The organism is Bacillus sp. NPDC094106 (genome assembly GCF_044764345.1).
In the GTDB taxonomy this organism is placed as follows: domain Bacteria; phylum Bacillota; class Bacilli; order Bacillales; family Bacillaceae_G; genus Bacillus_A.
In genome coordinates this window covers 93,809-116,299 of the sequence record NZ_JBIWHY010000010.1, presented here as the reverse complement: position 1 = coordinate 116,299, position 22,491 = coordinate 93,809, and the positions used below count along the sequence as shown (strand labels likewise).

Genomic DNA, 22,491 nt, shown 5'->3' with positions numbered 1-22,491 from the left:
CATTACTTATCTTCGTGTAAGCCTTTTTCTAATGCTTTCCAAGCTAATGTTGCACATTTAATACGTGCTGGAAACTTGCATACGCCTTGTAATGCCTCAATATCTCCTAAATCTACGCTGTCATCATACTCTTTTCCTAACATCATGTCAGAGAAAATTTTAGAAAGCTTAAGTGCCTCTTCAATTTTCTTTCCTTTTACTGCTTGCGTCATCATCGAAGCTGAAGACATAGAGATGGAACAACCCTCTCCTTCAAACTTCGCTTCTTGTACAATTCCATCTTCTACTTTCATCGTAAGTTGAATACGATCGCCGCAAGTTGGATTGTTTAAGTTAACTGTAACACTATCTTCTAACACGCCATGGTTACGAGGATTCTTATAATGATCCATAATAACTTGACGATATAACGTATCTAAATTATTAAAAGACATTTGTGAAATACTCCTTTGTTTTCGTTAGCGCTTCAACAAATGTATCAATTTCTTCTTTTGTATTATATAAATAGAAGCTTGCACGTGCTGTCGAAGAAGCTTTTAACCACTTCATAAGCGGCTGTGCACAGTGATGTCCTGCGCGAACCGCAATGCCTTCTACATCTAATACTGTCGCCACATCATGCGGATGTACTTCATCGATATTAAATGTAACAAGACCAGCGCGATGCTTTGGTCCATAAATTGTAACGCCATCTACTTCTGATAGTCTTTCTAAAGCGTACTGCGCTAATTCATGTTCATGCTTTTCAATATTATCAAGACCGATTTCTTCTAGGAAATCAATTGCCGCTCCAAGTCCGATTGCATTACCGATAATCGGTGTACCTGCTTCAAACTTCCACGGAAGTTCTTTCCACGTAGAATCTTGTAAGTCTACGAAATCAATCATTTCACCACCAAATTCAATTGGCTCCATATTCTCTAGCAATTCCTTCTTACCATATAATACGCCGATACCTGTAGGCCCGCACATTTTATGAGCGGATAATGCATAGAAATCACAATTTAAATCTTGTACATCCACTTTCATATGAGGCGTACTTTGTGCACCATCAACGATCATGATTGCTCCATTTTGATGTGCGATTTCTGCAATTTCTTTTACAGGATTAATCGTTCCAAGTACGTTAGACACATACATAATAGAAACGATTTTTGTATTCGGTGTAATTGTTTGACGAGCATCCTCTAATGAGATTGTCCCGTCCGGCTGAAGCGGAAGATATTTTAATGTTGCCCCCGTTTTCTTCGCAACTTGTTGCCACGGGATAATGTTACTATGGTGCTCCATGTAAGAAATGACGATTTCATCGCCTTCTTTTACATTTTCACGTCCATAGCTTGCTGCTACTGTATTTAATGCAGTCGTTGTTCCACGCGTGAAAATAATTTCTTCCATTGATTTCGCGTTAATAAACTTGCGAACTTTCTCACGTGCACCTTCATACGCATCGGTAGCTTTTGTACCGAGCGTATGAACACCGCGATGCACGTTAGAATTATATTCTTTATAGTAACGCTCTAACGTTTCAATGACTTGAATTGGTTTTTGAGAAGTTGCTGCACTATCGAAATAAACAAGTTGTTTGCCGTTTACTTTTTGATCAAGAATTGGAAACTGTTTGCGTATTTCATGAATATCCATTAGCGAACTTTCCTTTCAATTACCTCAACAAGCTGTGCTTTTACTCCTTCAATTGGAAGCTCATTTACTACAGGTGCTAAGAATCCATGGATGACTAAACGTTCTGCTTCTTTCTTCGGAATACCACGGCTCATTAGGTAGTATAGTTGTACCGGATCTACGCGGCCTACAGAAGCTGCGTGACCTGCCATTACGTCGTCTTCATCGATTAGAAGAATTGGGTTCGCATCACCGCGTGCTTTTTCATTTAACATAAGAACGCGAGAAGATTGTTGTGCATTTGATTTAGATGCACCATGTTCAATCTTACCAATTCCGTTAAAGATAGATGTTGCACTATCTGTTTGTACACCGTGTTTTAAAATGAATCCTTCAGAGTGTTTACCGAAGTGAACAACTTTAGTTGTAAAGTTTTGTGTTTGGTTACCACGGCCAATTGTTACTGTTTTTGTATCAGCAAATGATCCGTCGCCCATTAAGTTCGTTACGTTCTCTGAAATTGTATTTCCGTCATTCATAAGACCTAACGCCCACTCAATACGACCATCACGACCAACAACACCGCGGCGGTTTACGTAAGTTGTTACATCTTTCGCTAATAGATCAACTGCACCAAATTTCACTTGTGCACCTTGTTCTACGATTACTTCTGCCACGATATTTGCAATACCTGTAACAGTTTCATTTGCTACATAGTTTTCTACATATGTTGCAGAACTGTTTGCATCTGCTACAAATAATACGTGGTTATATACGTTTGCTTCTTCGCCGTCTACTAAAAATACAGCTTGAAGTGGTGTTTCAAGAACAACGTTTTTCGGAACATATACAAATGCACCGCCGTTGATTAATGCAGCGTGAAGTGCTGTTAAACGATGCTCATCCACTTTCACGCCGTCTTTCATTAAGTACTTTTGTACTAATTCAGCATGCTCAGTTGCAGCTGTTACGATATCTGTGAAAATAACACCTTTTTCTTTTGCTTCGTTCGCTAAAGAAACGAATGCAGTTGTACCAGCACGTTGTACTAATACGCTGTTATTTTCGTCGATTAATTTTTTCACTGCCTCTGGAAGCTCTGCTAAAGAACTTACAGGCTCTTGCTTAGCAGCGTCGCCTTTTCCGATAAAGTCCCATTTATCAATTTTCGTTTTATCAGGCGTTGGCATTGGAAGTTCAGTTGCTTGTGCAAGAGCTTGTAAGCGGAACTCAGTCAACCAAGCAGCTTCGTTTACTTCGCTTGCGCGCTGACGGATTGTTTCTTGATCGAAAGGTAATGTACCGATTGTCATGTTTATGCTCCTCTCTTACGCTTCTTGCTCTGCTGTTTCGTCTTCAATACCTAATTCTTTTTTGATCCAGTCGTAACCTTCAGCTTCTAGACGTTGTGCAAGCTCAGGGCCGCCAGATTTAACAATACGACCGTTCATCATAACGTGAACGAAGTCTGGAGTGATGTAGTTTAATAAACGTTGGTAATGCGTAATCATTAGGCAACCGAACTCTTCACCGCGCATTTCGTTAATACCTTTAGATACAACTTTTAATGCATCGATATCAAGACCAGAGTCGATTTCGTCTAAGATTGCAATTTTTGGCTCAATCATCATTAATTGAAGAATTTCGTTACGTTTTTTCTCACCGCCAGAGAAACCTTCGTTTAAGTAACGTTGTGCCATTTCTGGATCCATTTCTAGGAATTCCATGTTTTTATCTAATGTACGGATAAATTTCATAAGAGAAATTTCATCGCCCTCTTCACGACGTGCATTAATTGCAGAACGTAAGAAGTCAGCGTTTGTTACTCCGCTAATTTCACTTGGATATTGCATTGCTAGGAATAGACCTGCTTGTGCGCGCTCATCTACTTCCATTTCTAATACATCTTCACCGTCGATGATGATGCTGCCTTCTGTTACTTCATATTTTGGGTGACCCATAATTGCAGAAGATAAAGTTGATTTACCTGTTCCGTTAGGTCCCATAATTGCGTGGATTTCTCCACCTTTCACTTCAAGGTTTACACCTTTTAAAATCTCTTTGCCATCGATTGATACATGTAAGTCTTTAACCGTTAATGTAGAACCAGCCATCTCAATACCTCCATTAATCCTCTATATACATTTTAAAAGTTCCTAAAACATTCACATTCTCATTTTATTCTCATTCTAATTTTATATCAAATAAAATGATATCGCAAACAATGAAAAAAAGTAACAATTTTTCCACAAATGTATATAATCATTCCCTCACATTCTATTATGATACACCTTTCTTCTTATATATAAAGAAAAAAGGGCTGGAAATTTACCAGCCCTTTCCTGCTTCTATTCACTTACTGGAAGTACAGCTCCCTTATATTCTTTATTAATAAAATCTTGAATTTCTTTGGAATGTAATACTTCTACAAGTGCTTTAATTTCTTTCTTATTTTTATCCCCTTTACGAACAACAACTACGTTTGCATATGGAGAATCCTTACCTTCAATTGCAATTGCGTCTTTCTCTGGATTTAATTTCGCATCAATCGCATAGTTTGAGTTAATTAAAACTGCATCGCCTTCTTTATTGTTATACACTTGTGGCAATAAACCAGGCTCAATGTCTGTTTTGAACTTCAAATGTTTCGGATTTTCCGCAATATCTTTTATAGTTGCTTTAACAGGTTCTACACCGTCTTTAATTTTTAAAATGCCCTCTTTTTGTAAAATTGCTAACCCACGTCCATGGTCAGCAACAGAGTTACTCATGATGATTGTCGCTCCGTCTGGCAGGTCTTTTAAGCTTTTATATTTTTGAGAATATACACCGATTGGCTCTAAATGAATTTTCCCTGCTACTTCAAAATCATATTTTTTATCTTTCATTTCTTTCTCTAAATACGGAATATGCTGGAAGTAGTTTGCATCTAAGTCTTTATCCGCTAACGATTTATTCGGCAGTACATAATCTTGGAATTTTTTAATTTCTAGTTTTATACCTTTTTTCTCCAGTAACGGTTTTGCCTGTTCTAAAATAACAGCGTGCGGTACGTTAGAGGCACCAACAACAAGCTCATCCTTACTTTTTTCACTTTTCCCTCCGCAAGCAGCTAATCCGAAAATTGACGTTGTAATAAGTGCTGTAAGTAATAATTTTTTCATATTGTAAACACCCTTCCCTTTTTATCTATCGTTTATCAATTCGAGTTGTAACAAAATCCCCAATCCATTGAATAAAGAAAACAACAAGTAATACACAAATTGTGGCAACGATTGTCACATCGTTATTTCCACGCTGGAATCCTTCTAAATATGCGAGTGTACCGAGTCCACCAGCCCCAACAACGCCAGCCATTGCTGTATACCCTACAAGGGCAATTGTCGTTACTGTAATACCAGATACTAGTGCTGGCAGTGACTCTGGAATCAATACCTTCCAAATGATTGTGCTTGTTTTTGCTCCCATTGCTTTTGAAGCTTCAATAACCCCTTTATCAATTTCACGAAGTGCAATTTCAACCATCCTTGCATAGAATGGCGCCGCTCCAATAATTAAAGCTGGCAGTGCTGCACTTGCCCCAAGAATTGTCCCAAGGAGAATCTTAGTAAATGGGATTAATAAAATAATTAAAATGATAAATGGAATGGAACGAAAAATATTTACGAACGCTCCAATCACAGTATGGACCATCTTGTTTTCCCACAAATTATCCTTCGCTGTCATAAAAAGTAATAATCCTAAAATAAGACCGAAAATAAATGTGGCAATTGCTGCGATTGCCGTCATGTATAATGTTTCACCTGTTGCTTCTAGCATTTGATTCCAATCAACATTTGATAGCAATTTATCCATGTGCAATCACCTCCAGCTCTACTTGCTCCTGATTGATTCCTTCTATTGCTTGCTGGATTGCCGCTTCCTCACCATTTAAGTGAACAACTAGATTTCCATAAGACCCATTGTTCGTTTGAGCGATATTTCCTTGAAGTACACTCACTTCTATATCATCTCGTCTCATTAATCTCTGGAGCACTGGACGTTCTACAGAATCGCCAATAAACTGCAAACGAATCACTTTACCATCTGGATATTTCTCTAGTAAACTCTCAATCGTTTCATTTGTATCATCAGAATCTGTTAACTGCTGTACAAATCGTTTTGTAATCTCCTGCTGTGGATTACGGAATACATCTAGCACAGGACCACTTTCTACGATTTTTCCTTTTTCCATTACCGCGACGCGATTACAAATTTTTTGAATGACATGCATTTCATGTGTAATTAATACAATTGTTAAATCAAGACGCTTATTAATATCTAATAGTAAATCTAAAATTTGATCTGTCGTTTCTGGATCCAGTGCCGATGTCGCTTCATCACACAAAAGTACTTTTGGATTATTCGCTAACGCTCTCGCAATTCCAACACGCTGCTTTTGTCCGCCGCTTAATTGAGATGGATATGCATCGCCTCTTCCTTCTAATCCAACGAGATGAATTAACTCATCTACACGCTTTCTTCGCTGCACTTTATCCACTCCTGCAATTTCAAGCGGAAAAGCAATATTTTCACGCACAGTTCGTGACCAAAGTAAGTTAAAGTGCTGAAAAATCATTCCGATTTCTTGTCTTGCCTTTCGAAGCTCATTTCCAGTAATTGCTGAAATAACACGATCAGCTATCGTAATCTGTCCGGAAGTCGGTTTCTCTAATTGATTGAATAATCTGATTAAAGAGCTTTTTCCAGCGCCACTATATCCGATAACACCAAAGATTTCACCTTTCTCTATTTTTAAGTTGGCGTTATCCACAGCAGTGACATCACCGCTTTTTGACTTATATATTTTCTTTACATTCTCTAATCGAATCATGGTGTATCACCCCTTTTTTGTTTAAAAAGCGTAAGCGGCTTGCTCAGAACAAGAGGACGCCTGCCCCCCCTGACGTAGAGGCGCTTTTTGCCTCACAGGAAGGGGTGAAACGACCGACTGTTCTAGCCGCTGAATCTGGCTTGCTTAGCTCTTCTCCTACAAATTCTGTTGATCTTTTTATGCAGGATACAAAAGTCTTGCCACTATAGCTAAATGATGTAACAGCTCCTTTTGTTGCTTACATGTCCTCCTCATTCAAACAACAAAAAAACCTTTCTGCTTGTAAAATGAGCAGAAAGGTTTATATGCGTATATCAACATGGACCCTTTCTCTCATCTCTCAAAGCATTCGCTTTGCAGGAATTGGCACCATTTCAACATAAAAGTTGACGGTTGCCGGGTTTCACAGGGCACAGTCCCTCCACCTCTCTTGATAAGAGAAATCAGATTTAATTTTCATCTGATTTGAAATTTATGAAATTGTCTATATTTTATGACTTGAATTGTATCAATATACATTCGCTATGTCAACAGATTTTTTTGTAAAAAACAAAACTTCAGAATATTAAGCACCTACTGACATCGGCTTACATATATGAAATACAGATTCAAATAATAGCATTGTGCGATACGTTCCAGAATAGTGTACACGCCCATTATTAATTAAGGTTTGTAATCGAATATTCCCGGTAACTAGTCGTTGCAAGTCTTCCTCCAAAAAGCAAACAATTTGTTCTGTTCCCCTTGTTTCCTTCAAAACTTGTATATACTCTCTTGAAATTTGAAGTGAATAACACTCATCTCCCAAACGGATATTAATTGTTTTTTCTCCTTGTCTTAGAAGCGGCTCTAAATGATATTGATTATTGGCATAAGTTACAAATGATTGAAGCAACGAATATAACCCCATTCTAATCACATCCTTCATATCACTTTCTACTAATACCATTCCACCTTGCTAAAGAGCAATCCTGTTGCTTTCTCTCGACAAATAACGTATCACTGCTGCCTTTAGAGCATATTTCCCAAGAAATATGTCGAGGCGGCAAAAACTTTGCCGCCTATTGTAATTCATTATATAAATATTCAACCGAATGAAATGCATATATTTTCTTCGTCAGTGTCCCATTTTCAAATACAAGTAAACACGGTACACTTTCTATTTCATATTCCCTAGCTAAATGCGGAGCATAGTTTAAATCTAACATCCCAATTTTCAAGTCAGATATTGCTGCTTCTACAACTGTTAACATCTTCTTTGCTAATTGGCATGTTCCACACATTGGTGTATATACATATAACACTGTTTTTTCTTGGTTTGCTATTAGATCTGTAGCTTCAGCACCTGTCCAGTCAATCACTTCTATCATTCCTTACCGTAAATATTCTGTATAAACGTCAATGTCAGCTCCCCATAGTACGTTCGCTAAATGAGAAGTTGGCGCAGTCGCCACTTCACGATACGAACGATCAATATAAATATGCTCAGCCTGCGGAAATTCTTTACGAAATTGTTTTCTTAACTTTTCCCCTGCATCATCAGCATCCACTAGCACATATACTTCTTTATCAAAAAACTGATCAATGAGCTCATCCATTTTCGACAAACCAATTGTACCATTTGTGCAAACAATTTCCACCGGTTCTCGAATAATAGATTCAATCTTTCTTCTATCTGATTTACCTTCTACAATAATGACTTTTTCTACATAAATCATATGTCATCACCCGATCACCATATACTATAAAAATAACCTTACTTTAGTATATAGTATATTCGATATTTTCATGTTGTTTCCTGTTTATTTTTGCAAAGAAAAGTGGAAGCGGTTTGTTCAGAATGTGAGGAGGATGGAGCTTCTGACGTAGAGGCGCTTTTTGCCTCGCAGGAAGAAGCGAAGCAACCGAACATTCTAACCAAAGAAACGTGGAAGCGGTTCGTTCAGAATGTGAGAGGGATGGAGCTTCTGACACATAAGCATTCGTAATACAAAATAAAAAGGACAGCACATAGGCTGTCCTTTTTGATTTAACTAAAATTAGTCTTGGTTTGTCATTTCTGCGTATTGTTCTGCAGTTAATAACTTTTCAACTTCACTTGCATCAGAAAGTTCAATTTTAACCATCCATGCACCTTCGTATGGAGATTCGTTAACAAGTTCTGGTTGGTCACTTAATTCTTCGTTTACTGCTACAACTTTACCACTTACAGGAGCGTATAATTCAGAAACTGTTTTAACAGATTCTACGCTTCCGAATGGCTCGTCAGCTTTAAGTGTTGCACCTACTTCAGGAAGTTCAACGAATACGATGTCGCCTAACTCACTTTGTGCAAAATGAGTAATACCGATAACAACCTCGTTGCCTTCAGTTTTTACCCATTCGTGTTCTTCAGAGTAACGTAAATGATTTGGAATGCTCATGACTGTACCTCCAGTGAATGTATTAATTATGTAAAAATACCTTATTGGTACTTTTTCCACACACTTTCAAACTGCTCTTCGTTAAAACCAAGTGTTACATTCGTTCCATCTGTTACGATTGGACGTTTAATCAACATGCCATCAGATGCTAAAAGTTCAAACATTTCGTCTTCACTTGCATCCTTTAACTTATCTTTTAAGCCAAGCTCGCGGTAACGCATTCCACTTGTATTAAAGAATTTTTTTAATGGCAATTCACTTTTTACATGTAAATTACGTAAATCTTCTTTTGACGGTGGATTTTCAACAATATGAATCATCTCATATGCTACATCGTTTGCCTCGAACCATTTTTTTGCTTTTTGGCATGTGCCACACTTTGGGTATGAATAAAATGTTACTGTCATAAATTCACCTACTTTTTTACTAACCTTTACCTTTATCATATAGAAAACGTTTTATTATTTCAAACGATTATTCTCCAAACTTTAACTTATTTCGTCACAATTTTCTTTTATCCTGCAAATTTTCCTTATTTTCCGCCATTTCTGTATAAATAGTGCGTAAAAAAATATATAAATTTTTTCTCTCTCGATTCAAACTCTATAGAACATATGTCTTAAACAAACGTTTATTTAAATGCATAAAAAAATAAAAACACAAAAACGAAACGAACGTCCCATATCTAATCTCCCCCATTTCCAAAGTCAAGTGACAAAAATGTAAGGTTGATTCAAAAAAATGTAAGTAAAATCGATAGTCCATTTTGATTTTCTATATTATAATCAATTGAATTTGCTTACATTACTAAAACATAGGAGATCATTATGAAAAAATCTAAGCTTTCATCTTTTCTTCCATTAAGTTATATACTTCTACTCGTACTTGTAAGCCCCCTTTACGATGTACTGAATAAATCTGGCGTTCATGCCGTTGATGTTACAACAATAGTTGATAATTGGATTCCGTTTGTGAAGGCATTTATTATTCCGTATTTACTTTGGTTTCCATACCTATACGGCGCACTCATTTATTACTGTTTTACAGATCGCAAGCAATATTACGTAGCACTAAGCAGCGTAATTCTTGGGAAGCTTGCTTGTTTTTCTATTTACTACTTTTGGCAAACTACTGTACCGCGTCCAACAGTTGTAGGAACAGATGTATTCTCTGAATTAGTTCGCTATATTTATAGTATTGATCAACCTGTAAACTGTTTTCCTAGCATCCATGTTCTTACAACATTCGTAATTATGTTAGTTGCTTATAAGCGAAGAGAACAACACATATGGGAATATTTGATTCTTACTTTCTTTGGTACACTCATTATTCTATCTACGTTATTTACAAAACAACACGCCTTCTTAGATGCGGTTTCTGGTATGGCAGTTGCAAGTACTCTGTACTTCGGTGTACAACTACTGCTAGTGAACCAAAAAGACACTGTTACAATTCCTGCAAGACAAACTTATAAACTATAACAAAAAAAGCAGACTGTGGCTTCTTCAGTCTGCTTTTATCTATATAAAGGAGATTTTCAATGTATTACATTAAGATTGTGGTACAGTCATATCACCGGCATGGATACGACCTGCTTTTCTTAGTACCATGTAAAGTATATAAGAAACAGCTACTGGGATTACGATATAAGTGATGACCAACGCTGGGACAACACTTAATCCTTGGCTGGAAATTAAATTAATTGGTGCAATAAGAGAACTTAACCCAAGACCTGCGATTTCTTTACCTGCTTCCAAGTGGAAGAGAAGTGCAGATACAGGGCCCACAATGGCACTAGCGACGACAGTTGGGACGAGAATCATTGGATTTTTAGTAATGTTCGGCAACTGTACTTTTGGAGTACAAAGCGCCTGTGCTAAAATACCACCTAAGTTATTTTCTTTCGCAGAGATAACAGCGAATCCGATAAATTGAGCTACACATCCTGCAAGTGCAGCACCGCCTGCAACACCGTCTAGACTAAGCGCAATTGCTAGAGCAGCTGATGATGCTGGAGAAATAAGTAATAGTCCCCAAACAACTGAAAGTACGATAGAAGCAATAAATGGGCTACCAGCTGAGCTATCTTTAATAAACGCTCCAACTGTATTTAAAACAGGGCTAATATTTTGAGCTAACCAAATACCAACTATGCCTGATCCTAGTATTGCCGCAAATGGAACGAGCATCATGTCTAAAGCAGTTTTTCCGCTTAATCGTTTACCAATATAAACCGCTAAAGTCGCTGTTATTAACGCACCGATTGGCTCACCAGTTTTAATGATTAAACCGGCTTCAGTGATTGAAATGGATCCCGCTCCAATCGCTCCTGCAACCATTGCTGAGAAAATAACAAGTCCGTTTGCCCCAAGCATAAAGGCAATCCCTGCTCCAATTGCTGGTGCCATAAGTGATTTTGCTACAACTCCAATTGTAATTAACATTGGAATATCAACAATTCTTCCTATATTTTCGATAAGTAAACCAATTCCAAGGGATACGAAAATACCTTGTGCAATTCCGGCAGAACCTTTGAATACACGAGACATAATATATTCCTTCATCTGTTTCACCTTCTCCTATTTTAATAACCGATTGTTTTCATGTAATCACGTAAAATATCATTAGATTTTGCAAATCGGCTTTCTTCGGATTCTGTTAAGTTTAGTTCTACAACTTCTTTCACACCATCTCTTGTAATAATGCATGGTACACCTGTGCAAATATCATATTCGCCATATTCACCATCTAAAATTGCTGAAACAGCAATTACGCGATGATCATCATTAAAGATTGATTGTGCAATATAAGCTAATGAGTTCCCAATACCGTAATAAGTAGTTCCTTTACGTTTATAAATTTCCCAACCAGCTTTCGCAGTTTTCTCAACAATTTCATCTAAATCAATTTCACCAAAACGTTCTTTTTGCTCTTCTAAAATTTGCAAGATTGGTTTTCCACCGACTGTAACATGAGACCAAGCAACCATTTGAGAATCACCATGCTCTCCTAATGAATAACCATGAATGCTACGAGGATCAACTTCAAGCATTTCAGATAAAATTGTTCTTAGGCGTGAAGAATCTAATGATGTACCTGTACCAAGCACACGATTTCTTGGTAAACCAGACAATTCCCAAACTTGATACGTAATAATATCGACTGGATTGGATGCGATTAAGAAGATGCCATCAAATCCGCTTCCTATTACACCCCCTACCACACTTTCCATAATCTTTGCACTTGCTCCTAAAGTATCCAAGCGACTTTGTCCCGGTTTTGGTGCTGGACCTGCTGTAATAATCACAATGTCCATATCTTTGCAGTCTTCATAAGTTCCTGCATATACTTTTGTTCTTGTATTTGTAAAGTTAATGCAGTGCGATAGGTCCATCGCTTCGCCAACTGCACGTTCATGATTTATATCAACTAATACCAATTCTTCACAGATGCCTTGATTCACAATTGAATACGCACAACTTGATCCAACTAACCCTGTACCAATAATAGCGATTTTTCTTGTGTTTCTATTCATAACAATCTCCCCTAATTGATTATGTAATCTGTTTATTTTGTTATTTACACTTTTCATTATAGAGATTTACACTGTAGAAACCATGGATAGTTTGTGAAATATCGAACAAAGTTTATGTCTATTTTGTGACATCCTCTACTATGTTTCGTCATATTTGTTACAACTAAAAAAACATCTTACAATCATTTATTGACATATATAAATACACAAAAAAGCGAGTGAATATCAGATGAAGATTCACTCGCTTTTTTGTGTATTATTGTGCACTTAATTGACTTTTCAATTGCTGAACAACCGCTGGATTTGCAGGAGCAGCTGGCTTATAATGTCCTTTTTGTAACGCATATTGATATACATTACGCTGTCTTAGTTCATCTTGATTGCGAATGTGAATCAACGTTTGATGTAACTGTTCATTATTCGACTCCGCTATGTAATTCGCATAACTAGTCAAACTAGCATTTAATTCCGCTAAATAATCGTTCACCATATCTTTTTCGTTCATAATCGATACCCTCCTAGCCTAAAAAGGACATTAATTGTTGTTTTGTATTTCTTGCAGCTTGCGCATCTTGCTGTAGCATTTGTTTTAATTGAGGATCTGTACACTGCTGCGCATACTGATCTAATTTATTTGCAACTGTCGTATGCCCCCCAATAAGATGGCGTAAATTTTCAAGTTCCAGTTCTGTTAAGTTTGGCATAATAAAAACCTTCCTTTCTTTGTTCATTCACCATTTAGTATCTATTTGTTTTTGGATTGTATGCACGAGAAATGACGGTATAAGATATTTAATTTCTTTGTTATACGTATCTAATACTGCTTCACTCATGACGCTAACCCCCATTCGCTTTACATCCTATTAACTTTTCTTTTCTGAAATACTATCTATTTTCCCTTACATTAATTTACATATTATGAAAAATCCATTGTTTTTGAAATTTAATTAATATATCATAATTATATAATAAGAAAATTCCGAATACCTCATCTCATCAGAATATTACACATCATCTATTAATCATAATTAATAAAGGGCTCGTCTTCAATTTTCTATTACAGCAAATGAACTAAATGATATTTCTCATTGCAACTCACTATTAAAAAAGGAGATAGTAAAATGAAAACACATGAATTCCTTACAGAAATTCAAAAAAGTTATGATCCGGGTCCTAGTCAAGATGCTCAAGTCTTTATTTTGTTTAGCTTCTTATTAGCGATATATACGTTTCTAAAGCCTGCAAAATAATAGCTTTTCTCAACTTTTCAATTGAGGACTTAACATTAACGAAAAGGGCCCTAAATTATTAGCGCCCTTTTTCTCATCAAAAACCAGTAGCCAAATATGACTACTGGTTTCTCCTTATCTATTAAACTGTATAACGCTCTTCTTCTAAAATCTTCGCAGCAATTTCACGTTTCTTCGGAATTACATTAAGCGGCGTGTGACGAGTGAATTTGCGAAGCGCTGATAACATCATGCGCAGCATATCACCGTTTTCAACTGCGATAATTGTTTCTTTTGCATCTGCTTCAATTTGGTTGAATGCTTCTTGGCAGAATACTTCAGTGTATAACACTTTTTGTTTATTCTTTTCAAGGCCAGTTGCTTTGATTGCTTTTTCTGTACGAAGAACAGCTGATTCCATTGCGTATAAGTTGCTTACGATATCCGCAATGTTAACAAGAACTTCTTGTTCTTTGTCTAATGCTTTACCGTATTTTTGAGCAGCTAATCCAGCTACCATTAAGCCAATTTTCTTCGCGTTACCTACTAAATATTTTTGAAGCGCTAATGGCTCATCGCCCACTTCTTCTGGCATCATCATCATTAACTCTTCTTGTAATTTTTGTGCTTTTTGCAGAAGTGGTAATTCACCTTTCATTGCTTTACGTAAGAACGTACCTGGTACGATTAAACGGTTAATTTCGTTTGTTCCTTCGAAAATACGGTTAATACGAGAATCGCGGTACATTCTTTCAATCTCATACTCTGCCATAAATCCGTAACCACCATGGATTTGAACGCCTTCATCTACTACGTAATCTAATACTTCAGAACCGAATACTTTATTTAAAGAGCACTCAATTGCATATTCAGCAATAGAAGCGGCTACAGCTTTTCCGTCTTTTACTTCTTCTTCGGATAATGTGCTCATGCGGCTTTCAAATAAACCTACTGTACGATATACAGAGCTTTCAGCTGCATAGATTTTCGCTGCCATATTTGCAAGTTTTTCTTGAATTAATGGGAAACGAGCGATTGGTTGCTTAAATTGTTGACGTTGATTTGCATATTGTGCTGAAATTTCTAATGCACGTTTAGAAGAACCAACTGTACCAACGCCTAATTTATAACGGCCGATATTTAAAATATTAAAGGCAATAACATGACCCTTACCAATTTCACCAAGTACATTTTCTTTCGGTACTAATGCATCTTCTAAAATTAACGTACGAGTAGAAGAACATTTAATACCCATTTTCTTTTCTTCTGGGCTTGTTGATACGCCTGGGTATTCTTTCTCTACGATAAATGCCGAGAAGTGCTCGCCATCTATTTTTGCATATACAACAAATACGTCAGCGAAAGCAGAGTTTGTAATCCATTGTTTTTCACCATTTAATACGTAGTGTGTACCTTCCGCATTTAAGCGAGCCGTTGTTTTTGCACCTAATGCATCAGATCCAGAACCTGGCTCAGTTAATGCGTATGCAGCTAATTTTTCACCTGTTGCTAACGCTGGTAAATATTTTTGCTTTTGCTCTTCGTTACCAAATAATACGATTGGTAACGATCCGATTCCAACGTGAGCACCATGTGTAATCGCGAAGCCGCCAGCGCGAGAGAATTTCTCTGCAATTAACGCTGAGCTAACTTTATCAAGACCAATTCCGCCGTACTCTTCTGGTACATCAGCACCTAATAATCCAAGCTCTCCAGCTTCTTTTAATAAGCGAACAGAACGATCAAACTCATGCTGCTCTAAATATTCAAGCTCTGGGAGAACTTCATTTACGATAAAGTCCTCTGTTGTTTTCGCAATCATTTTATGCTCATCGCTGTAATCCTCTGGTGTAAATACTTGATCCATTGTGATCTCATCGATTAAAAAACTACCGCCTTTAATTGCATTTCCCACTATTTTTTCCATGAAAATTTCCTCCTTCATATTTTCATAGGCCGCTTCTCTCATTTTGAAAGAAGCTGGCTCTCCCTTTATTTTTTATAGCCTTTAGTTGATTCTACTTTTTTGTAATCTAGTTCCAGCGGCTAGAACAGTCGGCCGTTTCGCCCCTTCCTGCAAGGCAAAGAACGCCTCTTCATCAGGGCCTCCAACGTCCTCTTGTTCTGGACGAGCCGCTTCCACCTTTTATTTAATCTAGTTCCAGCGGCTAGAATGTTCGGTGGCTTCGCTTCTTCCTGCGAGGCAAAGGTCGCCTCTACGTCAGAAGCTCCATCCCCCTCACACTCTAAGCGAGCAGCTTCCACCTTTTATAGTAACTCGAATACTCCAGCAGCTCCCATTCCGCCGCCGATACACATTGTTACAATACCGAACTGTTCATTGCGTCGTTTCATCTCATGGATAAGAGATAATGTTAATTTTGCTCCTGTACAGCCAAGTGGATGTCCAAGTGCGATTGCACCACCGTTTACATTTACGTTTTCTTCATCTAAGCCAAGCTCACGAATAACTTGGATCGATTGAGATGCAAATGCTTCATTTAGTTCAAATAAGCCGATATCAGATAGTTCTAATCCCGCTAATTTTAACGCTTTTGGAATCGCTGCAATTGGGCCGATTCCCATTACTTCTGGCGGTACACCAGCTACTGCAAATGAGCGGAATTTCGCAAGCGGCTTCATGCCATCGCTCACTGCTTTTTCACGATCCATTAGCAGTACGGATGCTGCACCATCACTCATTTGCGAAGAGTTACCAGCAGTTACAGAACCGCGAACATTAAATGCAGGGCGTAATTTTCCAAGGGCATCTAATGTCGTATCAGCTCTTACTCCTTCATCTTGTGAGAAGACAATTGTTTCTTCTTGTAATTTGTTATTTGCAGAAACAGTACGAAGCGTTACATCAACAGGTACTGTTTCGTCTTCAAATTTCCCTTCTGCTAATGCTGTTGCTGCACGCTGATGACTTCTTACCGCAAATGCATCTTGCTCCTCACGGGAAATTCCATATTTCATAGCAACTTGCTCCGCTGTGTGTCCCATGCCCATATAATATTCTGGAGCCGCTTCTACAAGGCGGCTATTTGGACGAACAACATGCCCCATCATTGGAACTAAACTCATAGATTCCGCTCCGCCAGATAATACCGCCTCAGAGTGACCAAGCATAATGCGTTCTGCTCCATAAGCGATACTTTGTAATCCTGAAGAACAGTAACGGTTAATTGTAATAGCCGGAACATCATAAGAAAGTCCTGCTAATCCGCCGATATTACGTGCCATATTTAAACCTTGTTCCGCTTCTGGCATCGCACAACCGAAAATTAAATCATCAATTGGTCCTTCATAGTTATTTGCACGCTTTAACGTTTCTTTTACTACTAATGCCCCTAAATCATCTGGACGAACTGTTTTTAATGAACCTCTCTTCGCTTTCCCAACCGGTGTTCTTGCTCCCGCAACAATGACAGCTTCTCTCATGAACGATATCTCCCCTCGTTATTAGTTACGTAATGGCTTTCCTTTTACAAGCATGTGCTGCATTCTTGCTTGTGACTTCATCTCACTTACTAAGCTAATAAATGCTTCACGTTCTACATCTAATAAATACTGCTCATCAACTTCTGTTCCGTACGGTACTTTTCCGCCAGCGATGACATATGCAAGTTTTTTCGCAATGTGTAAGTCATATTCAGAAATATAACCAGATAAATGCATTGCTTCTGCTCCAAGGGCGAGCGTTGCATATCCTGTTTCACCGACAACTGGAATCTTTCTACGGATTGGCGCTTTATAGCCTGCTTCATATAAAACAAGTGCTTTTTGTTTTGCATCATATAGTAAGTGATCGCCATTCACACTAATACCATCTTTATCGCCTAAGAAGTTATGAGAAACTGCTTCTTGTGCAGATGTTGAAACTTTTGCCATCGCTACTGTCTCAAACACTTTATTCGCAATCTTTTGCAGATCAAACTCCACACCGTTTGCCATTTTGTTTAGGTGCTTAATATATAGTTCTTTGTTACCACCACCGCCAGGGATTAAACCAACACCAACTTCTACTAATCCCATATACGTTTCGCTAGAGGCTTGAATGCTAGCTGCTGGTAAGCAAACCTCTGTACCACCGCCAAGCGTCATGCCATATGGTGCTGCAACGACCGGCTTCGAACAATACTTAATTTTCATCATTGCATCTTGGAAATTTTTCACGACCCACTCAATTTCAAAGTAGTTATCGTCTTGCGCTTCCATTAAGATCATCGCAAGGTTGGCCCCAACGCAGAAGTTTTTCGATTGGTTACCAATAACAAGACCTTTATAATTCTTTTCTACTTCATCAACCGCGTAATTAATCATTTGCGTAATATCCATGCCAATTGCATTACTCTTTGAATGGAATTCTAAGCAAAGGATACCATCGCCTAAATCGATTAAGCTTGCGCCACTATTTTTCTTTAACACACCATTCTTCTCTTTTAACTGCTTAAGAGAAATCGCTTTTTTATTACGTCGGGTAAGTTTATATTCACCGTTATCGTAGTAATAGCTTTCACCATTATCATGTTTATAGAAGGAACTAAATCCTTTCTCTAACATGTCTTTTACCCATGCTGGAACAACTTGCCCGCCCTCTTCCATCTTTTGAACGGATTTTTCTACGCCAATTGCATCCCAGATTTCAAATGGTCCTTGCTCCCAGCCGAATCCCCATTTCATCGCTTGGTCAATCGCCACAATATCATCTGCGATTTCTTTATGAAGCTTCGCTGCGTATAGAAGAGTTGGTGTAATAATGTTCCACAATAGCTCTCCTGCACGATCTTTCGCGTATACAAGCGCTTTCAACTTATTCGCTAATCCTTTTTCTTGTTTGCTTAGCTCTACGGAAGCTGCTTTTAATTTTTTCCGTGCTTCGTATTCCATCGTTTCAGGATTTAATTCTAAAATTTCTTTTCCTTGTTTTAAGAAGAAACCTTGACCCGTTTTACTTCCAAGCCATTTTTTATCTAACATCTCATGCATGAAAGCAGGTACCTTAAATACATCTCGTTCTTCTTCCTGTACATTTTCATATACATTGTTCGCAACGTGAACAAATGTATCTAAGCCAACGACATCTAATGTGCGGAACGTTGCGCTCTTTGGGCGGCCAATTAATGGACCTGTTACAGAATCAACTTCTCCAATGCTATAGCCGCGTTTCATCATTTCTTGCAATGTTACAAGTAAGCCGTACGTACCGATTCGGTTTCCAATAAAGTTTGGTGTATCTTTTGCGATAACAACGCCTTTTCCAAGCACGTCTTCGCCAAATAATTTCATGAAGTTTAACACTTGTGGATCTGTTTCTTTTGTCGGTATAATCTCTAGAAGTTTTAAATATCGTGGTGGGTTAAAAAAGTGCGTTCCTAAGAAGTGTTTTTGGAAGTCATCTGAACGACCTTCTGCCATTTTCTCAACGGAAATACCTGATGTATTTGAGCTCACAATAGAGCCGGGTTTACGAACAGCATCTACTTTTTCAAATAGTTTCTTTTTAATATCTAAGTTTTCAACAACAACTTCAATAATCCAATCTACATCTGCAAGGCGCTCAAGATCGTCCTCTAAGTTCCCCGCTTCAATTAATGCAAGGTTGCCCTTCACCGTAAGAGGAGCTGGCTTTTGCTTTACTAATTTTTGCAGTGCCCCGCTACTAAAACGATTTCTCACACTTTTATGTTCTAATGTAAGTCCCTTCGCTTCCTCTTCTTTTGTAAGCGATGGTGGTACAATATCAAGCAATAATGTTGGTATACCGATATTGGCTAAATGTGCCGCAATCCCTGACCCCATTACACCAGAACCGAGAACAGCAGCCTTTTTAATTTGGAACATCCATTTCTCCCCCTATTCTTGAATGAATGCTCATTCAATTTTTCGACATACGTCGCAATCAATGAGTGAGCCTCTACTAATAAATATATGATACTATTTAAATTTTCGCAATATATTTATTGATAAAATTTTCTGAAATAAATTATTTTCTTTTATTTGGGTACTCTATAATTGTGTATTTTCTTGATAAAATACGCTTTTTCCTTTTTAGAATTTGACAAAAACGGAGGAATATATATGGCTAGACTTAAGAAAGACCCTTCAAACGCAGGTGTTAGTGCAGCAAGTGTAACAGGAAATGCAGGTCCAGTAGATCGCGGGATTGAAAAAGGACGCCAAGGTAATAACCAGCAATACAAAAAGCACAACATGGGCGAAAAATAACGCTATATGTGCTTGTTCAAAAAGGAGGATAAAGAGAGCCGAGCAGTTCGAGGCGCGGAAGCCGGGAGGATACGGAGTGTAGGTGGAACTACATGAGTACCGGACTGGCGACGTAACGAAGAAATGCGGGCGGCGATCTTTACCGGACTTTTTGAACTTCCTCTATATTTTTGGGCAGAGAACGTGGCATAATGAGTATTGGGCTGCTTTTTCTGCCCAATTTATTTGTACATAAGGACAAACAAAAGAGGGACTGCATAATGAAACGAACAATCATCATAATTGTTATGATTGCTACACTATTTACAAGTATGATTTTCTTTTCTTACACAAAAAGACAAAAAGACGTAAGAAGTAATCAGCCTGATATCACAGGAAAATATGGTGTTACAATCGATGCAAATACGGGGGAAGTTTTGTATGGAAAACGGGAAGAAGAACGTTCTTATCCAGCAAGTGTAGCCAAAATGATGACAACCATTCTGTTACTAGAGAATGTAAAAGAAGATGAAGAAATTACTGTCACAGAAAATGCGATAAAAACGGAAAGTCAGAGTGCGAAAATTAAACTTCGTGCTGGTGAAAAACTAAAAAGAGACGAGGCATTAAAACTGATGCTTATCATCAGTGCCGATCCAATTGCTGAGTCGATCGCAGAACATATTGCAGGATCAAAAGAGAAGTTTGTAAAAATGATGAATGCAAGGGCGAAAGAACTCGGGACAAAACATGCAACTTTCAAAAATGCGAGCGGGGCTGACGCACTTGGCAATAAGGTTTCCCCTTATGACATCGCAATTATTGCAAAAGAAGCATTAAAATATCCGATTGCACTACAATATATGAACACAATACATACAACACTACATACTTCGCAGCGCGCTCCAAAAATTGCAAACTATGGCCGCGAAGAGCTTTATGCTGACCCCTATGCAATTGGAAGTAAAAGCGGTTTATCTGCTTTAGGACAATATACAGTTGTAACTGTTGATGAAAAGGATGGTAAACGCGTTATTAACGTTGTGTTTTCTTCTAGTCGTAATCAGCTATATCCTGATGCGAAAAAGATGGCAAATTACGCGTTTCAGCAATTAAAATAACCAAGGAGTATTTTTCTCCTTGGTTATTTTTTTACCATTCCTTTTAAAACGAACGCAACGTTTGCTGGACGCTCTGCTAGGCGACGCATGAAATAGCCATACCAGTCATTTCCATACGGCACATAAACCCGCATTTTGTATCCTTCTTTCACAAGCTCAAGTTGACGTTCTGTTCGAATACCATATAACATTTGGAATTCAAACTGATCACGTGAAATATTATGTTCTTCAGCAAGCTTCTTCGTATATTCAATAATCGCTTCATCGTGTGAAGCAATTGCAGTATAATTTCCATTTAATAAGTGCATTTTAATAATTTTTTTATAATTTTCATCTACATCTTTCTTATCTGGGAACGCTACTTCTTCAGGTTCTTTATAAGCCCCTTTTACAAGACGTAAATTAGGATTATATGCATTTAAATCTTCGATGTCCTTTTCTGTACGATATAGGTAAGCTTGGATTACAGTACCGATATTATCGTATTCAGATTTTAATTGCTTAAAGATCTCAATTGTTTTTCCGCAGCGTGTATAGTCTTCCATATCAATAGTAACAAATACATTGTTTTCTTTTGCAGCCTCTAAAATACGACGCATATTATTCATTACGATATCATCTGAGATATCTAACCCCATAGAAGTCATTTTTAGAGAAAGCTGTGAATCAAGGTTTTCGCGTCCAATTGCACGAATTGCTTCAATCGATTGGCTTGCCATTTCATTTGCTTCTGCTTCATTATCAACGAACTCACCTAAATAATCGATTGTTACACAAAGACCTTGCTTGTTTAATTGCTTAATAGCAGCTGCTGCTAAATCGATTGTCTCCCCTGCGACAAAGCGGCCTGCACCAAAGCGTAAGCCATACTTCTTAGCCAGTTTTGTTAGCGCTTTATTTTTTGATAAAAAAAGAAACGAATTGCGCATTAATTGTTCCATGTAATCCACCCCTATGACTGTACTTTGTCTGTTTTTTACCCCTCTTCTAAATTATATCACTGTTTGAAATTATTTGATACAAATAATTATTTAGATAATTCTTAAGATACAATAAAAATACTCAAAAACCTATATTCTCGCTTTCAAATATTCATAAAAAGTTTTCGACATTTAGAAAGAAGGAAACTACTAGATGAAAAAAACAATTTGGATACAAAATTCGACATACTTTTGAGCACACTTATCTCCCACCTAACTTCTTTGCTTTCGCCCAATTTTGAGGTAGGAGTATTACTGCCCATTAATGCGGGATAAATTATATAAAGATATTAATGTAACCTACACTCATTTGCTCTTTCTATTTTTACTTCGCATGTGGCAGAAAAAGGCCCTGACCGCTTCTATGCATGGCCAGATGCTCTCTCCCGCCTAAGAAAAGGGGGGTTTTGTCGGTTTTTTAATTGATGTATATATAAGTAAAACGATACCGACAACGCCAATGATTCTGGTTCTTCTCATTTATCGCTCTTTACCTT

General features: G+C 37.7%; 25 protein-coding genes and 1 riboswitch. Of the genes, 4 read left to right on the top strand and 21 right to left on the bottom strand.

Annotated elements, in window-relative coordinates; all coding sequences use genetic code 11:
- Window positions 1-2 precede the first annotated feature (2 nt).
- The 12 genes from sufU to ACIQ7L_RS16020 all read right to left on the bottom strand — a co-directional run bounded on the left by sufU (window position 3) and on the right by ACIQ7L_RS16020 (window position 9,326).
- Complete coding sequence (sufU, locus tag ACIQ7L_RS16075) at window positions 3-434, bottom strand: Fe-S cluster assembly sulfur transfer protein SufU (RefSeq protein ID WP_097894865.1); 432 nt, start codon at window positions 432-434, stop codon at window positions 3-5.
- Entirely contained in the window at window positions 424-1,644 is a 1,221-nt protein-coding gene (gene sufS / locus ACIQ7L_RS16070; protein WP_400570518.1) for a cysteine desulfurase SufS, read from the bottom strand. The genes sufU and sufS overlap by 11 nt, the downstream gene beginning before the upstream one ends.
- On the bottom strand, window positions 1,644-2,936 hold the full coding sequence (gene sufD / locus ACIQ7L_RS16065; RefSeq protein WP_400570517.1) for a Fe-S cluster assembly protein SufD: 1,293 nt from the start codon (window positions 2,934-2,936) through the stop codon (window positions 1,644-1,646). Before sufD ends, sufS begins: the two co-directional genes overlap by 1 nt.
- A gap of 15 nt (window positions 2,937-2,951) precedes the next feature.
- Window positions 2,952-3,737, bottom strand: a complete 786-nt coding sequence (sufC, locus tag ACIQ7L_RS16060) for a Fe-S cluster assembly ATPase SufC (RefSeq protein ID WP_000929159.1) — start codon at window positions 3,735-3,737, stop codon at window positions 2,952-2,954.
- 234 nt (window positions 3,738-3,971) lie between these two features.
- A complete protein-coding gene (metQ, locus tag ACIQ7L_RS16055) occupies window positions 3,972-4,787 on the bottom strand; it encodes a methionine ABC transporter substrate-binding lipoprotein MetQ (RefSeq protein WP_400570516.1) in 816 nt (271 codons plus the stop codon).
- Between the two features lie 25 nt (window positions 4,788-4,812).
- Window positions 4,813-5,478, bottom strand: coding sequence for a methionine ABC transporter permease (locus ACIQ7L_RS16050; protein ID WP_400570515.1), 666 nt, complete (start codon window positions 5,476-5,478; stop codon window positions 4,813-4,815).
- The gene (locus ACIQ7L_RS16045; RefSeq protein ID WP_400570513.1) at window positions 5,471-6,496 is read right to left on the bottom strand and encodes a methionine ABC transporter ATP-binding protein; all 1,026 of its coding nucleotides are present in this window, start codon (window positions 6,494-6,496) and stop codon (window positions 5,471-5,473) included. The genes ACIQ7L_RS16050 and ACIQ7L_RS16045 overlap by 8 nt, the downstream gene beginning before the upstream one ends.
- A 330-nt stretch (window positions 6,497-6,826) precedes the next feature.
- Window positions 6,827-6,936, bottom strand: a riboswitch (SAM riboswitch).
- Between the two features lie 125 nt (window positions 6,937-7,061).
- Complete coding sequence (locus ACIQ7L_RS16040) at window positions 7,062-7,406, bottom strand: hypothetical protein (protein ID WP_335359101.1); 345 nt, start codon at window positions 7,404-7,406, stop codon at window positions 7,062-7,064.
- Window positions 7,407-7,557: 151 nt separating this feature from the next.
- Window positions 7,558-7,866 carry a thioredoxin family protein gene (locus ACIQ7L_RS16035; protein ID WP_097894858.1) on the bottom strand — a complete coding sequence of 103 codons (309 nt, stop codon included), beginning with the start codon at window positions 7,864-7,866 and terminating at the stop codon, window positions 7,558-7,560.
- Between the two features lie 3 nt (window positions 7,867-7,869).
- A complete protein-coding gene (locus ACIQ7L_RS16030) occupies window positions 7,870-8,214 on the bottom strand; it encodes a toprim domain-containing protein (RefSeq protein WP_400570512.1) in 345 nt (114 codons plus the stop codon).
- Between the two features lie 321 nt (window positions 8,215-8,535).
- Window positions 8,536-8,919, bottom strand: a complete 384-nt coding sequence (gene gcvH / locus ACIQ7L_RS16025; RefSeq protein WP_097894857.1) for a glycine cleavage system protein GcvH — start codon at window positions 8,917-8,919, stop codon at window positions 8,536-8,538.
- A gap of 41 nt (window positions 8,920-8,960) precedes the next feature.
- Window positions 8,961-9,326 (bottom strand): arsenate reductase family protein, encoded by a 366-nt coding sequence (locus ACIQ7L_RS16020; RefSeq protein WP_097894856.1) that lies wholly within the window; start codon window positions 9,324-9,326, stop codon window positions 8,961-8,963.
- A 420-nt stretch (window positions 9,327-9,746) separates the two neighbouring features.
- On the opposite strand from ACIQ7L_RS16020, the gene ACIQ7L_RS16015 reads away from it, so the two are divergent.
- Window positions 9,747-10,400: a phosphatase PAP2 family protein gene (locus ACIQ7L_RS16015; protein WP_400570510.1), complete on the top strand. Its 654-nt coding sequence runs from the start codon at window positions 9,747-9,749 to the stop codon at window positions 10,398-10,400.
- Between the two features lie 69 nt (window positions 10,401-10,469).
- On the opposite strand, the gene ACIQ7L_RS16010 is transcribed toward ACIQ7L_RS16015, so the two are convergent.
- The 4 genes from ACIQ7L_RS16010 to ACIQ7L_RS15995 form a co-directional block, all read right to left on the bottom strand.
- Complete coding sequence (locus ACIQ7L_RS16010; protein ID WP_400570508.1) at window positions 10,470-11,483, bottom strand: PTS sugar transporter subunit IIC; 1,014 nt, start codon at window positions 11,481-11,483, stop codon at window positions 10,470-10,472.
- Window positions 11,484-11,503: 20 nt separating this feature from the next.
- Window positions 11,504-12,454, bottom strand: coding sequence for an L-lactate dehydrogenase (locus tag ACIQ7L_RS16005; protein ID WP_483861807.1), 951 nt, complete (start codon window positions 12,452-12,454; stop codon window positions 11,504-11,506).
- A 256-nt stretch (window positions 12,455-12,710) separates the two neighbouring features.
- Window positions 12,711-12,959 carry a spore coat protein gene (locus tag ACIQ7L_RS16000; RefSeq protein WP_400570507.1) on the bottom strand — a complete coding sequence of 83 codons (249 nt, stop codon included), beginning with the start codon at window positions 12,957-12,959 and terminating at the stop codon, window positions 12,711-12,713.
- A 13-nt stretch (window positions 12,960-12,972) separates the two neighbouring features.
- Window positions 12,973-13,158, bottom strand: coding sequence for a hypothetical protein (locus tag ACIQ7L_RS15995; protein ID WP_097894851.1), 186 nt, complete (start codon window positions 13,156-13,158; stop codon window positions 12,973-12,975).
- Between the two features lie 417 nt (window positions 13,159-13,575).
- Between ACIQ7L_RS15995 and ACIQ7L_RS15990 the strand changes: the two genes are divergently transcribed.
- Window positions 13,576-13,704, top strand: a complete 129-nt coding sequence (locus tag ACIQ7L_RS15990) for a hypothetical protein (RefSeq protein WP_400570506.1) — start codon at window positions 13,576-13,578, stop codon at window positions 13,702-13,704.
- Between the two features lie 121 nt (window positions 13,705-13,825).
- Here the strand turns inward: ACIQ7L_RS15990 and ACIQ7L_RS15985 are convergent, their stop codons facing one another.
- The 4 genes from ACIQ7L_RS15985 to ACIQ7L_RS15970 form a co-directional block, all read right to left on the bottom strand.
- Window positions 13,826-15,610 carry an acyl-CoA dehydrogenase family protein gene (locus ACIQ7L_RS15985; RefSeq protein ID WP_400570505.1) on the bottom strand — a complete coding sequence of 595 codons (1,785 nt, stop codon included), beginning with the start codon at window positions 15,608-15,610 and terminating at the stop codon, window positions 13,826-13,828.
- An 81-nt stretch (window positions 15,611-15,691) separates the two neighbouring features.
- A complete protein-coding gene (locus ACIQ7L_RS15980; protein WP_400570504.1) occupies window positions 15,692-15,826 on the bottom strand; it encodes a hypothetical protein in 135 nt (44 codons plus the stop codon).
- A 125-nt stretch (window positions 15,827-15,951) separates the two neighbouring features.
- A complete protein-coding gene (locus ACIQ7L_RS15975; RefSeq protein WP_400570503.1) occupies window positions 15,952-17,127 on the bottom strand; it encodes an acetyl-CoA C-acetyltransferase in 1,176 nt (391 codons plus the stop codon).
- A gap of 21 nt (window positions 17,128-17,148) precedes the next feature.
- A complete protein-coding gene (locus tag ACIQ7L_RS15970; RefSeq protein WP_400570502.1) occupies window positions 17,149-19,530 on the bottom strand; it encodes a 3-hydroxyacyl-CoA dehydrogenase/enoyl-CoA hydratase family protein in 2,382 nt (793 codons plus the stop codon).
- Window positions 19,531-19,767: 237 nt separating this feature from the next.
- On the opposite strand from ACIQ7L_RS15970, the gene ACIQ7L_RS15965 reads away from it, so the two are divergent.
- Both ACIQ7L_RS15965 and ACIQ7L_RS15960 read left to right on the top strand, forming a co-directional pair.
- Window positions 19,768-19,914 carry a YuzL family protein gene (locus tag ACIQ7L_RS15965; protein ID WP_400570501.1) on the top strand — a complete coding sequence of 49 codons (147 nt, stop codon included), beginning with the start codon at window positions 19,768-19,770 and terminating at the stop codon, window positions 19,912-19,914.
- 260 nt (window positions 19,915-20,174) lie between these two features.
- Complete coding sequence (locus ACIQ7L_RS15960; RefSeq protein WP_400570500.1) at window positions 20,175-21,014, top strand: D-alanyl-D-alanine carboxypeptidase family protein; 840 nt, start codon at window positions 20,175-20,177, stop codon at window positions 21,012-21,014.
- A gap of 23 nt (window positions 21,015-21,037) precedes the next feature.
- On the opposite strand, the gene ACIQ7L_RS15955 is transcribed toward ACIQ7L_RS15960, so the two are convergent.
- Entirely contained in the window at window positions 21,038-21,955 is a 918-nt protein-coding gene (locus ACIQ7L_RS15955) for a proline dehydrogenase family protein (RefSeq protein WP_400570499.1), read from the bottom strand.
- Window positions 21,956-22,491: the final 536 nt, after the last annotated feature.